Below are 12285 nucleotides of genomic sequence, written 5' to 3'. Positions count from 1 at the left end.
GAGGACCGCAGGCGCGAGATGGCGCCGCGCAGTAGCCGAGCGGCGAACTTTTCAGTGGCGGAAGTGGCGCACGCCTGAGAACACCATCGCCACGCCGCGCTCGTCGGCCGCGTCGATCACCTCCTGATCGCGCATCGAGCCGCCCGGCTGGATGACACAGGTGGCGCCGTGGTCGATCACCACGTCCAGCCCGTCGCGGAAGGGGAAGAAGGCGTCGCTGGCCACAGCGGAGCCCGCCAGCGACAGGCCGGCATGCTCGGCCTTGATGCTGGCGATGCGCGCCGAGTCGAGCCGGCTCATCTGGCCGGCGCCCACGCCCAGCGTCATGCCGCCGGCGCAGAACACGATGGCGTTGCTCTTGACGTATTGCGCCACCTGCCAGGCGAAGAGCAGGTCCTGAAGCTGTTCGGGCGTCGGCTGCTTCTTCGTCACCACCTTGAGGTCGGCCGCCTTCAGCACGTGGTTGTCGGCGGTCTGGATCAAGAGGCCCGAGCCGACGCGCTTGACGTCCATCGCGTTGCGGCCGTTGTCCCAGTCGGTCGCGCCGCCCGGCGGCAGGTCGATCTGCAGGATGCGCACGTTCTGCTTGGCCTTGGTGGCCTGGAACACGGCCAGCGCCTCCGGGCTGTAGCCGGGCGCCATCAGCACCTCGACGAACTGCTTGTTGATCTCCTGCGCGGCGGCCAGATCCACCGGCCGGTTGAAGGCGATGATGCCGCCGAAGGCGGAGGTCGGATCGGTCTTGAAGGCCTTGGCGTAGGTCTCCAGCGCGTCCTTGCCGACGGCCACGCCACAGGGGTTGGCGTGCTTGACGATCACGCAGGCCGGCTCGTCGAAGCTCTTGACGCATTCCCAGGCGGCGTCGGCGTCGGCGATGTTGTTGTAGCTCAGCTCCTTGCCCTGCAGCTGCTTCGCCGTCACCAGCGAGCCAGGCGCCGGGTACAGGTCGCGGTAGAAGGCCGCCTGCTGGTGCGGGTTCTCGCCGTAGCGCAGGTCCTGCAGCTTGACGAAGCGGCCGTTGCTCTGCGCCGGGAACAGCGAGCGCACCGGCGCGGCCTGGCCCGTGCTGGCCTCGAAGTCGATGGCGGACAGGTAGTCGCTGATGGCGCCGTCGTAGTCGGCGATGCGGTTGAAGGCGGCCACCGAGAGGGCGAAACGCGTCTTGTCGCTCACCTTGCCGCCTTCCTTCAGCTCGGCCAGCACCTGCGCGTACTGCGAGGCGTCGGTCAGCACCGCCACGTCCTTCCAGTTCTTGGCCGCGCTGCGCACCATCGCCGGGCCGCCGATGTCGATGTTCTCGATCGCGTCCTCCAGCGTGCAGCCCGGCTTGGCGACCGTCGCCTCGAAGGGATAGAGGTTGACCACCAGCAGGTCGATGGTGTCGATGCCGTGCTGCTCGATCGCCGCCACGTGCGCCGGCAGGTCGCGCCGCGCCAGCAGGCCGCCGTGGATCTTCGGGTGCAGCGTCTTCACGCGGCCGTCGAGCATCTCGGGAAAGCCGGTGTGGTCGGCCACCTCGGTCACCGGCAGGCCGGCGTCGGCCAGCAGTTTGGCGGTGCCGCCGGTGGACAGCAGCTTCACGCCCAGCGCGTCGAGCGCCTTCGCGAAGTCAAGGATGCCGGTCTTGTCGGAGACGGAGAGAAGGGCCGTGAGCGCCATGATGAGGTTGGATTGCGGGTGAGTGGGAAGTGACGCTCGTGAAGCGGGGCGAGCGCAGCGAAGCCGTTTCGGGGACACCCGCGGAGCCGGCTTTGCCGGGCCGCAGGGTGTGCCCCCTGCAAGGGGGTTGGCGGAGCGGACGAAGTCCGCGGAGACTGGGGGCTATTTCAAGATCCTGTGCTCGACGAGCTTCTTGCGCAGCGTGTTGCGGTTCAGGCCGAGCCACTGGGCGGCGCGCGACTGGTTGCCTTCGGCGCGCGACATCACCACCTCCAGCAGCGGCTTCTCGACCACGTTGACGATCATGTCGTACATACCGTCCGGCTCGGTGCCGCGCAGGTCCTTGAAGTAGCCTTCCAGGCTGCTGCGTACGCACTCCTCGATCTGCTTCTTGCTCATCTCGTTCTCGTGTTGTCGTCCTTGGGCCGCGTCGCGGCACGCAGGCCGCCGGCGCTCGCTTCAGTGCAGGCTGCCGCAGTGCGCCTCGTGCTCGTCCTGCTCGTCGGGCAGCACCGGCGCTGCCGCAGGCAGCCGGTCCATGCACCGGCCGAGCGCATCGAAGAAGTCGGCGACCGCCTGAAGCTGCTCGCGCGCATCCTCGATGCGGTTCATGCGGTCGCGGAAATTCTCGCCGCCCGGCAGCGCCCGCACGTACCACCCGATGTGCTTGCGCGCGGTTCGCACGCCGCTGCGCTCGCCGTACAGCGCATGGTGTTCCTGCAGGTGCTCCAGCAGCAGCCGCTGCACCTCGGCCACCAGCGGCGGCGCCAGGTGCTGTCCGGTCGCGAGGAAGTGGCCCACCTCGCGGAAGATCCAGGGCCGTCCCTGTGCCGCGCGGCCGATCATGACCGCGTCGGCGCCGGTGGCGGCCAGCACCTCGCGCGCCTTCTCGGGCGAGTCGATGTCGCCGTTGGCCACCACCGGGATGCGCACGACCGCCTTCACCGCGGCGACGGTGTCGTATTCGGCCTGGCCCTTGTAGCCCTGCTCGCGCGTGCGGCCGTGCACGGTGAGCATCTGCACGCCGGCGCGCTCGAAGTCGCGCGCCAGCTTCTCGGCGTTGCGGCATTCGGCGCTCCAGCCGGTGCGCATCTTCAGCGTCACCGGCACGCCGTGCGGTGCCGCGGCGGCCACCACCGCCTCGGCGATGGCGAGCGCCAGCGGCTCGTCGCGCATCAGCGCCGAGCCGGCCCAGCGGCTGCACACCTTCTTGGCCGGGCAGCCCATGTTGATGTCGATGATCTGCGCACCGCGGTCGATGTTGTACTGCGCGGCCTCGGCCATCATGGCCGCATCGGTGCCGGCGATCTGCACCGAGATGGGGCCCGGCTCGCCGGCATGGTCGGCGCGGCGCGAGGTCTTCAGCGAATTCCACAGGTCCTTGCGCGAGGTCACCATCTCGCTGACCGCGTAGCCCGCGCCGAGCGAGCGGCACAGCTTGCGGAAGGGCCGGTCCGTCACACCGGCCATGGGCGCGACGAACAGCCGGTTCTCCAGCGCGATGGGGCCGATGTGCATGGTGGTGGAAGGAACGGGCGGGCGCGCCCGGGTTGCTGAAAAATGAGGCAAGGATTCTAGCCAGCGGCGATTTCAGCGACTGAAACGATTTGCACCCTGCCGCGCGCTCGTCTCCCCTGCTTTCGGCCCGGCTTCCGACAGCGATGGCCGGGCAGTGCTTCCTATACTGCCGCGCCGCCATCGTCCTCCATGCAAGTCTGGCTCGACTCCCTCCTCGCCCTGCTCTCGCTGCCGCAGTACGGCCTCACGACGCTGTTCGTCGTCGCCTTCGTCTCGGCCACGCTGCTGCCCATGGGCTCGGAGCCGGCGCTGTTCGGGCTGCTCAAGCTCAACCCCGAAATGTTCTGGCCGGCGGTGCTGGTCGCCACCGCCGGCAACACGCTGGGCGGCGCCCTGAGCTGGTGGATGGGCTACGGCGCGCACAAGATGGCCGACAAGTACGCACACTCCAGCCATCACCTGCGCGCACTCGCGTGGCTGGAGCGCATGGGCCCGAAGGCCTGCCTGCTGAGCTGGCTGCCGCTGGTGGGCGACCCGCTGTGCGCCGTGGCCGGCTGGCTGCGCCTGTCCTTCTGGCCCTGCGTGCTCTACATGGCCATCGGCAAGTTCGGGCGCTACGTGGTGATGACGGTGGCGCTGCTGTACATCTGGCCCGACAGCTAGGGGCCTGCGCTCACGGCGCTGCCGGCGCCTCCGCCTCCGTCGCGGCGCCGGCGTGCCCGGCCAGCAGGTCGTCCAGCGCCGCGGCGCCGCGCTTGTAGCGCTGTCGGATCCGGTAGAACGGCCTGCGCAGCGGCGGCAGCACCGTGCGCAGGACGGCCAGCCTGCCGAGCGCCAGTTGATCCCGCACGGCATGCAGCGACAGGCAGGTGATCCCGAGCCCTGCGGCGGTCGCCTGCTTGATCGCCTCCGTGTCGCCCAACTGGGTGGTCGACTCGAAGCCGCCCAGGTGCGGCAGCAGGAGCTGGTCGAGCAATTCGCGCGTGCCGGAGCCGGCCTCGCGCAGCAGCCAGCGCTGCGCGCGCAGTTCGTTCACGCTCGCCGCCTCGCCGCGCCCCGCCAGCGGATGCCCGGCCGCGGACACGATGGCCAGTTCGTCCGTGCCCCAGGCCTGCACGTCCAGCTCGTCGGAATGGCAGGGCCCTTCGATCAAACCCACGTCGACATCCGTGCGCAGCACGGCGGCGACGATGTCCTGCGTGTTGCCGATGCGCATCTCCACCGTCACACGCGGCCGCTCGCGCTGGAACTGCGCGATGCGGGCCGGCATGACGTAGTTGCCGATGGTGGTGCTCGCGCCCAGCCGGATGTGCGCGGGCAGGGCGCCATGCCGGCCGGCGGCGCCGTCCACGCCGAAATCACGCTCGATCTCCATCGCCGCGCTCAGCACCGCGCGTGCGCGCGAGTGGAGCGCGCGCCCCGTCTCGTTGAGCAGCAGGCGCTTGCCTGCACGGTCGAACAGCGGCGCGCCCAGCAGGGATTCCAGTTCCGCCAGCGCGGCGCTGGTGGCCGACTGCGACAGGGGGATGCTGGCGGCGGCCGCGGTGGTGCTGCCCGACTCCGCGATCGCGGAAAAGATCTGAAGCTGTCTGAGCGTCAGCCTCATGGGGTCGCTTTATTCATAAGATGAGTTGATCATATTCATATAACTCGTTTTTCATTAGCGCGCCGCGCCGCCAAGATCGGGCTCCTTTCAGGAAAAGAAGAAAGAGAGCCTCATGCCTGCATCCGGCGGCAGCGCAGCCCCTTCGCTGCGCCGCGCGATCCTTCCGGTCTCGCCCTCCCTGCTGCCCGGCCTGGCGCTGGCGGGCGCCATCGCGTTCGCCGCGCTGCGCCTCGGCGCGCTGCCCTGGTTCCAGGACAGGGGCCTGAGCGCGCTCACCCTGGCCATCGTGATCGGCATGCTGATCGGCAACACCGTCTATCCGCGGCTGCAGGCCCGCGTCGACGACGGCATCGCGTTCTCCAAGACGACGCTGCTGCGCGCCGGCATCGTGCTGTACGGCATCCGCCTCACGTTCGCGGACGTGGCCTCGATCGGCCTGCCCGGGCTGCTCATCGACGCGCTGATGCTGGGGAGCACCTACCTGGGCGCCTACTGGTTCGGCACGCGGGTGCTGCGCCTCGACCGGGAGGCCGCGCTGCTGATCGGCGCCGGCAGTTCCATCTGCGGCGCGGCGGCCGTGATGGCCGCGCAGCCGCTGGTGAAGGCACGCGCCGAGCACGCCACGATCGCGGTGGCGACGGTCGTGGTCTTCGGCACGCTCGCCATGTTCGCCTGGCCCGCGGTCTACCGCATCGGCGCCGAGCACGGGCTGCTGCAGTGGAGCGCGCAGGACTACGGCGTCTTCGTGGGCTCGACCGTGCACGAGGTGGCACAGGTGGTGGTTGCCGGCCGCGCGCTGGGGCCGGAGGCCGCGGACGCGGCCGTCATCACGAAGATGGTGCGCGTGATGATGCTGGCGCCGGTGCTGATGCTGGTGGCCTTCCTGCTGGCCCGCAGCCGGCCGTCGCCGGGCGCGCCGGCGGGAGGCCGCGCGCGCATCGCCGTGCCCTGGTTCGCCTTCGGCTTCATCGCCGTCATCGCATTGAACTCCGTGCTGCCGCTGCCGGCGTCCTGGAAGGGCCCGGCCATCGCCGTGGACGACCTGCTGCTGGCGACCGCCATGGCCGCGCTCGGGCTGACGACGCACGTGTCGGCCCTGCGGCGCGCGGGCATGCGGCCGATGGTGCTGGCGGCGCTGCTGTTCGGCTGGCTGCTGGTCGGCGGGCTGGCGGTGCATCACGCCGTGCACCACGTGCTGCGCTGACGGGCCGCGGCGCCGCAGCCGCACCGGCAGCGATATGCGCCCGCCAGGCGGCGGAAGCTACACGTTGAACAGGAAGCTCATCACGTCGCCGTCCTTGACGACGTACTCCTTGCCCTCGCTGCGCATCTTTCCGGCCTCCTTGGCGCCCTGCTCGCCCTGGTGGGCGATGTAGTCGTCGAAGCCGATGGTCTGCGCGCGGATGAAGCCGCGCTCGAAGTCGCCGTGGATCACGCCGGCCGCCTGCGGCGCGGTGTCGCCGACGTGGATGGTCCAGGCGCGCACCTCCTTCACGCCGGCGGTGAAGTAGGTCTGCAAGCCCAGCAGCCGGAAGGCGGCGCGGATCAGGCGGTTCAGGCCCGGCTCGTCCTGGCCGATCTCCTCGAGGAACATCTTCTTGTCCTCGTCGTCCATGTCGGCCATCTCGGCCTCGATCTTGGCGCAGATGGCGACCACCGGCGCGTTCTGGCCGGCGGCGTACTCCTTCAGGCGGTCGAGCAGCGGGTTGTTCTCGAAGCCGTCCTCGCTCACGTTGCCGACGAACATCGCCGGCTTGGCGGTGATCAGGCACAGCGGCTTGAGCAGCAGTTGGTCTTCCTTGCTCAGTTGCAGCGCGCGCGCGGGCTTGCCTTCGTTCAGCGCCGCCTGCACCGGGCCGAGCAGCTTGACCATGGCCGCGGCCTCCTTGTCGTTGCCGCTCTTGGCCGCCTTGGTGTAGCGCTGCAGCGCCTTCTCGACCGTGCCCAGGTCGGCCAGGCACAGCTCGGTCTGGATCACCTCGATGTCGGCGATCGGGTCCACCTTGCCGGCGACGTGGATGACGTTCGGGTCCTCGAAGCAGCGCACCACGTTGACGATGGCGTCGGTCTCGCGGATGTGCGCCAGGAACTGGTTGCCCAGTCCCTCGCCCTTGCTGGCGCCGGCCACCAGGCCGGCGATGTCGACGAACTCGACGATGGCCGGCAGGATGCGCTCGGGCTTGACGATCTCGGCCAGTTGCGCCAGGCGCGGATCGGGCACCTCGACCACGCCCACGTTGGGCTCGATGGTGCAGAAGGGGTAGTTCTCGGCCGCGATGCCGGCCTTGGTCAGCGCGTTGAAGAGGGTGGACTTGCCGACGTTGGGCAGGCCGACGATGCCGCACTTGAGGCTCATGGCGGGGCTTTCGCAAAAGGGTCGGGGAAACGCGCAATTTTAAGGCGCCACCCCTTCGCGCCGGGCCGCGCCCCCCCGGCATCGGCTATCTTTCAGCCGGTTTCCCTCACGCTTCGCTTCGCCATGCCGCGCCCGTCCTCCCGTCCTCACCTTCTCCTGGCGGCCCTGCCCTGCCTGCTGGCGGGCTGCGGCACGGCCGGCGCGCCCAGCCATGTGCTCTTCGGCGCCTATTTCCCGTCCTGGCTGCTGTTCGCGCTGCTGTGGGCGCTGCTGGCCGCCGGCGTGCGCGTGACGATGGTGCTGGCCGGCGGCGGCACCCACTGGCCCTGGCCGCTGGCGCTGTGCACGGCGGCCAGCTTCCTGCTGGCGCTGGGCCTGTGGCTGCTGACGACCGGAGGCCTGCCGTGAAGGCCGCCGGGCAGTCCCGCTTCGCGCCGTCGCGGCGCGGCATCGTGATCGCCGTCGTGGTGCTGGCGCTGGCGGCGGGCGCCTGGGTGCTGCACCGGCGCGGGCAGGTGGTGTCGGCGGACGACGCGACGCTGGACGCCGAGGTCGTCCATATCGCCTCGACGGTGGGCGGGCGCATCGTGCGCATCGCGGTGCGCGAGAACAGCGCGGTGAAGGCCGGCGACGAGCTGTTCCAGATCGACCCCGAGCCGCTGCAGCTGGCCGTCAACCAGGCCGAGGCCGACCTGGCGCTGGCGCGCGCCTCGCTCGCCACCCAGCAGCGCGGCGTCGGCACCCAGCGCTCGGGCGCTGCGCAGGCGGCCGAGCAAGCGCACCGCGCCGAGACGAACCTGGCGCTGGCGCAGCGCACCGTGCAGCGCCTGCGCCCGCTGGCGGCCAAGGGCTATGTGCCGCAGCAGCAGCTCGACCAGGCCGAGACCGCCGAACGCGACGCGCAGACCTCGCTGCGCCAGGCGCGCGAGCAGGAGCGCGCCGCCGCGCAGGCCGTGGGCACGGAAGACGGCGGCCAGGCCACCGTGCGCGCCCGCGAGGCCGCGCTGGCGCTGGCCCGGCACGCGCTGGCCAGCGCCACGGTGCGCGCACCGCACGACGGGCGCGTGGTCGGCCTGGCCGTCTCCAGCGGCGAGATCGTCGTGCCCTCGCAGTCGCTGTTCACGCTGGTGCTCTCGCACGAATGGGCGGCCGTGGCCAACCTGCGCGAGTCGGACCTGTCGCGCATCGCGGTGGGCGACTGCGCCACCGTCTATTCGATGATCGACCGCCGCCGGCCGCTACGCGGCACGGTGCAGGGCATCGGCGCCGGCGTGCTGGACGCCGAGCGCGTCCAGTTGCCGCGCAACCTGCCCTACGTGCAGAAGTCGATGAGCTGGGTGCACGTGGCGCAGCGCTTCCCGGTGCGCGTCCAGCTGCACGAGCCGCCCGATGCGCTGGTGCGCCTGGGCGCCAGCGCAGTGGTCGAGATCCGCCATGGCGACGCCTGCCGCTGAATCCGCCCGGGCACGGCCGCTGCCGCTGCCGCTGCCGGACTGGCGCGCGACGAAGGCGCTGCTGGCGCCCGCGCCGGGCCGGCTCGAGTTCGCGCTGCGGCTGGCGCTGGTGTGCACGGCGAGCGCCGGCGTGGCCGAGTGGTTCCAGACGCCGGAGCCGGCGCTGACCGCCTACGTCGGCTTCTTCCTGCTGCGCGCCGACCGCACCACCAGCATCGTCATGGGCGCGGCGATGCTGGTGCTGGCCTCGGTGCTGATCGGCCTGGTGGCGCTGATGGCCAACGGCCTCGTCGGCCGCCCGGCCGCGCTGCTGGCGTCGATGACGCTGATCGCCTTCGCGCTGTTCTTCCTGACCTCGGCCAGCAAGCTGGCGCCGGTGGGCGGCATCCTGGCGCTGATCACCACCTTCGCGCTGTCGCTGATCGCGCTGGCGCCCGAGGGCGAACTGGCCACCCGCGCGCTGCTGTACGCGTGGCTGATGGTGGGCATCCCGGTGGGCGTGTCCACCGTGGTCAACCTGCTGATCGGCCCGGCGCCGCGCCGGCTGGCCGAACGCGCGCTGGCGCAGCGGCTGTCGGCGGCCGCGGCCGTGCTGCGCCAGGGCGGCGCCAACCACCGCGACGAACTGCAGCGCCTGCGCATGGAAGGCCCAGCCGAGATCCAGGCCTGGCTGCGCCTGGCCGCCGCCGAACACACGAGCCCGCCGCAGGACATCGCGGCCCTGCGCCACGCCTGCGACGCCACCACGCGCGTGCTGCTGCTGGCAGACGTGCTCGACGCCGCGCTGCACGATCCGGCCGCGCGCACCGCCGTGGCCGGCACGCTCGACGGCATGGCCGGCATCCTGGCGCGCGGCGGCTACCCGGTGGAGATCGACCTGCCGCCCGTGGCGCACACGGCCCTTCCCGCACCGGCCGGCCAGGCACTGGCCGCGCTGCGCAGCACCCTGGCGCACTTCGCCGATGCCGAGGCCGCCCCGCCGGACCCGGACCCGCCCGCCGGCTTCCTCGCGCCCGACGCCTTCAGCAGCCCGGCGCACGTGCGCTTCGCGCTCAAGGCCACCGGCGCGGCGATGTTCTGCTACCTGCTCTACAACGCGCTGGGCTGGCAGGGCATCCACACCGCCTTCATCACCTGCTTCATCGTCGCGCTGGGCACGGCGGGCGAGACGGTGGAGAAACTCAGCCTGCGCATCGCCGGCTGCCTGGCCGGCGCGCTGGCCGGCGTGGCGGCGCTGCTGTGGGTGCTGCCCGCCATCCACGGCCTGGCGGGCCTGCTGGCACTGATCTTCGTGGTGACGCTGGGCGCCACCTGGGTCGCCGCCGGCAGCCCGCGCATCGCCTACGCCGGCTTTCAGATCGCCTTCGCCTTCTTCCTGTGCGTGCTGCAGGGCAGCGGCCCGTCGTACGACCTGGCGGTCGCGCGCGACCGGGTGATCGGCATCCTGATCGGCAACGCGGCCGTGTACCTGGTCTTCACGCGGCTGTGGCCGGTGAGCGTGGCCGGCCGCATCGACGCCGCGCTGGCGGCGCTGCCGGGCCGGCTGGCGCGCATGGCCGAGGCGCCCGACAGCCGCCTTGCCGCCGTACAGGCCGGCAAGGCGGAAGCCCAGCGCGGCGCCATCGCCGCCGACCTGGCGCTGCTGGACTACGAACCGCCGCACGTGCGCCCGGACGCAGACTGGATCGCGCAGCGCCGCCGCACGCTGCACTGCGCGGGCGCGCTGACCGCGCCGCTGGCGCTGCAGTCCGGCGCGCCGGCCCCTGTCGCATCGGCGCTGGACGCGCTGGCGCGGCGCCAGCAGCCCGCTCTGCCGCCCGCCCTGCCACGCTGGCTGGCGCAGCCGCTGCAGGCGCTCGCGGCCTCCATTCAGCGGCGGAACGCATCCACACCTCACCCCGGAAGCACCGCGCATGCCGCGCATTGACCGCGCCGCCGCCGCACTGGCGCTCGCCTGCCTCGTCGCCGCCTGCGCCAACACCGCGCCGGACCTCGCCCCCGCGCGCGCCGACGCCCCCTGGCAGCCGCCCGGCGCCCCGCCCGCCAACGGCTTCGTGCTGCCGCCCCAGCCCGCGCTGGCCGAGCTGCCGCCCACGCCCGACATCGACCCGGCGCACGCCTACACCCTGCCCGAGCTGATCGACCTGGCACAGCGCCACCACCCCGCCACCCGCATCGCCTGGATCGACGCGCGCAACGCCGCGCTGGCGGCCGGCGCGGCGCAGCGAAGCTGGCTGCCGCAGCTCTCGGCCACCGTGCTGGCCGGCTACCAGCGGCGGCGCGGCAGCAGCGAAGGCCGCTTCCTGTCCGTCGACGACGACGCCCGCGGCCACGGCGCGGTGGGCGTGCTCTCGCTGCAGTGGCTGCTGTTCGACTTCGGCGAGCGCGCCGCGCTGGCCGAGGGCGCCGAGCAGGGCGCGGTCGTCGCCGGCATCGGCTTCACCGCCGCGCACCAGCAGCTCATCGAGTCGGTGAGCCTGGCCTACTACGCCCACGGCGCGGCGCGCTCGCGCGTCGGCGTCGCGCAGCGCTCGCTGGCCAACAGCCGCCAAGTGCTGGAGGCCGCGCAGGCGCGCCAGCGGCAGGGCATCGGCACGGTGATCGAGGTCGCGCAGGCGCGCCAGGGCGTGGCGCAGGCGGAGCTGGCCCGCGTGCAGGCCGAGGGCCGGGCCCGCGACGCCCACCACGCCTTGGTCGCCGCGATGGGCATCTCGCCGCTCGCGCCGCTGAAGGTGGCCGATGCGCCGGCGCCCGCACTGGGCCGCGCCAGCGAGGCGCCGGTCGAGCGCATCGTGGCCGAGGCCCTGGCGCGCCGCCCCGACGTGCAGGCCGCGCATGCCGCGCTGCTGGCCAGCCGGGCCGGCGCGAAGGCCGCCGATGCCGCGCGGCTGCCCAAGGTGTTCCTCGCCGCATCGGCCTCGCGCAGCAGCGGCGCCGCCAGCGTCGCGGCGCTGCCGGGCATCGGCCAGCAGGGGCCGGCGCTCGACCTCTCGGGCAGCGGCTCGGGCGCCGGCGTGTTCGTCGGCGTGACGGTGCCGCTGTTCGACGGCGGCACGCGCGAGACGGCACAGGCCCAGGCCGCGCAGCGCGTCGACGCGGCCCAGGCGCGGCTGGACCGCGCGCGCCAGCAGGCGGTGCAGCAGATCGTCGTGGCGCAGGACGCGCTGCGCACCGCGCTGGCCTCCGCCGAGGCCGCCGAGGCGCTGCAGGCCACCGCCGCGCTGACGCACGACGCCGCGCTGGAGGCCTACCGCCACGGCGTCGGCACCATCACCGCCGTGACGCTGGCCGACACCCAGATGCTGCAGGCCGGCCAGGCGCTGGCCGATGCGCGCGCCGCCGCCCAGTCGGCCGCGGTTTCGCTGGCCTTCGCCACCGGCGCGCTGGGCAGCGCGCCGCGCTGAACCCCTCCTGGCGGCTCCCGGCGCCCGGGCCGGCCATTCGGACGATGGCGCACAGGAGCCGGGCCTGCTGCAATGAGTCCATCCGTTCGATTCTTCCGGCACCACGCACGCGCATCCGACATGAAGACTGAAGGCCCGGGCACGGCAGCATCCGGCGTCCACCCGACGAGGGCAGGCGGATGAGCGTCGACGCGCTGGTTCCCTGCGGCTGCGAGGAGGTCGGCCGTGAATGTTGGCTGAACCGCCCCGGTTTTCGCGGAGGCTCCCTCGTTTGAGAAGATGGAGCCA

General features: G+C 72.4%; 11 protein-coding genes. 6 read left to right on the top strand and 5 right to left on the bottom strand.

The genetic code is table 11. The features are described 5' to 3' along the window. Nucleotides 1–51: 51 nt before the first annotated feature. The 3 genes from purH to dusB all read right to left on the bottom strand — a co-directional run bounded on the left by purH (nucleotide 52) and on the right by dusB (nucleotide 3177). Nucleotides 52–1659: a bifunctional phosphoribosylaminoimidazolecarboxamide formyltransferase/IMP cyclohydrolase gene (purH, locus tag ACIY1X_RS09350; protein ID WP_399679989.1), complete on the bottom strand. Its 1608-nt coding sequence runs from the start codon at nucleotides 1657–1659 to the stop codon at nucleotides 52–54. 162 nt (nucleotides 1660–1821) lie between these two features. Then, on the bottom strand, nucleotides 1822–2058 hold the full coding sequence (locus ACIY1X_RS09345) for a Fis family transcriptional regulator (RefSeq protein WP_038207840.1): 237 nt from the start codon (nucleotides 2056–2058) through the stop codon (nucleotides 1822–1824). 60 nt (nucleotides 2059–2118) lie between these two features. Beyond that, nucleotides 2119–3177, bottom strand: a complete 1059-nt coding sequence (dusB, locus tag ACIY1X_RS09340) for a tRNA dihydrouridine synthase DusB (protein ID WP_399679986.1) — start codon at nucleotides 3175–3177, stop codon at nucleotides 2119–2121. Between the two features lie 189 nt (nucleotides 3178–3366). On the opposite strand from dusB, the gene ACIY1X_RS09335 reads away from it, so the two are divergent. Beyond that, nucleotides 3367–3840, top strand: coding sequence for a YqaA family protein (locus tag ACIY1X_RS09335; RefSeq protein ID WP_399679984.1), 474 nt, complete (start codon nucleotides 3367–3369; stop codon nucleotides 3838–3840). A gap of 10 nt (nucleotides 3841–3850) precedes the next feature. Here the strand turns inward: ACIY1X_RS09335 and ACIY1X_RS09330 are convergent, their stop codons facing one another. After that, entirely contained in the window at nucleotides 3851–4783 is a 933-nt protein-coding gene (locus ACIY1X_RS09330) for a LysR family transcriptional regulator (RefSeq protein WP_399679983.1), read from the bottom strand. A 112-nt stretch (nucleotides 4784–4895) separates the two neighbouring features. Between ACIY1X_RS09330 and ACIY1X_RS09325 the strand changes: the two genes are divergently transcribed. Beyond that, nucleotides 4896–5987, top strand: coding sequence for a YeiH family protein (locus ACIY1X_RS09325; RefSeq protein ID WP_399679981.1), 1092 nt, complete (start codon nucleotides 4896–4898; stop codon nucleotides 5985–5987). 57 nt (nucleotides 5988–6044) lie between these two features. Here ACIY1X_RS09325 and ychF read toward each other — a convergent pair whose 3' ends face one another. Next, nucleotides 6045–7139 carry a redox-regulated ATPase YchF gene (ychF, locus tag ACIY1X_RS09320; protein ID WP_399679979.1) on the bottom strand — a complete coding sequence of 365 codons (1095 nt, stop codon included), beginning with the start codon at nucleotides 7137–7139 and terminating at the stop codon, nucleotides 6045–6047. Nucleotides 7140–7262: 123 nt separating this feature from the next. On the opposite strand from ychF, the gene ACIY1X_RS09315 reads away from it, so the two are divergent. Genes ACIY1X_RS09315 through ACIY1X_RS09300 form a run of 4 tightly spaced genes read left to right on the top strand, consistent with a single transcriptional unit; the run spans nucleotide 7263 to nucleotide 11997 of the window. Then, nucleotides 7263–7547 (top strand): hypothetical protein, encoded by a 285-nt coding sequence (locus ACIY1X_RS09315; RefSeq protein ID WP_399679977.1) that lies wholly within the window; start codon nucleotides 7263–7265, stop codon nucleotides 7545–7547. After that, nucleotides 7544–8593, top strand: coding sequence for a multidrug transporter subunit MdtN (gene mdtN / locus ACIY1X_RS09310; RefSeq protein ID WP_399679976.1), 1050 nt, complete (start codon nucleotides 7544–7546; stop codon nucleotides 8591–8593). Before ACIY1X_RS09315 ends, mdtN begins: the two co-directional genes overlap by 4 nt. Then, entirely contained in the window at nucleotides 8574–10520 is a 1947-nt protein-coding gene (locus tag ACIY1X_RS09305) for an FUSC family protein (RefSeq protein ID WP_399679974.1), read from the top strand. The genes mdtN and ACIY1X_RS09305 overlap by 20 nt, the downstream gene beginning before the upstream one ends. After that, nucleotides 10507–11997 (top strand): TolC family protein, encoded by a 1491-nt coding sequence (locus ACIY1X_RS09300; protein WP_399679972.1) that lies wholly within the window; start codon nucleotides 10507–10509, stop codon nucleotides 11995–11997. The genes ACIY1X_RS09305 and ACIY1X_RS09300 overlap by 14 nt, the downstream gene beginning before the upstream one ends. Nucleotides 11998–12285: the final 288 nt, after the last annotated feature.

Origin of the sequence: Xenophilus sp. (assembly GCF_044462705.1) — a bacterium.
Classification (GTDB): domain Bacteria; phylum Pseudomonadota; class Gammaproteobacteria; order Burkholderiales; family Burkholderiaceae_C; genus Xenophilus; species Xenophilus azovorans.
This window is presented reverse-complemented; position numbering and strand designations above follow the sequence as displayed.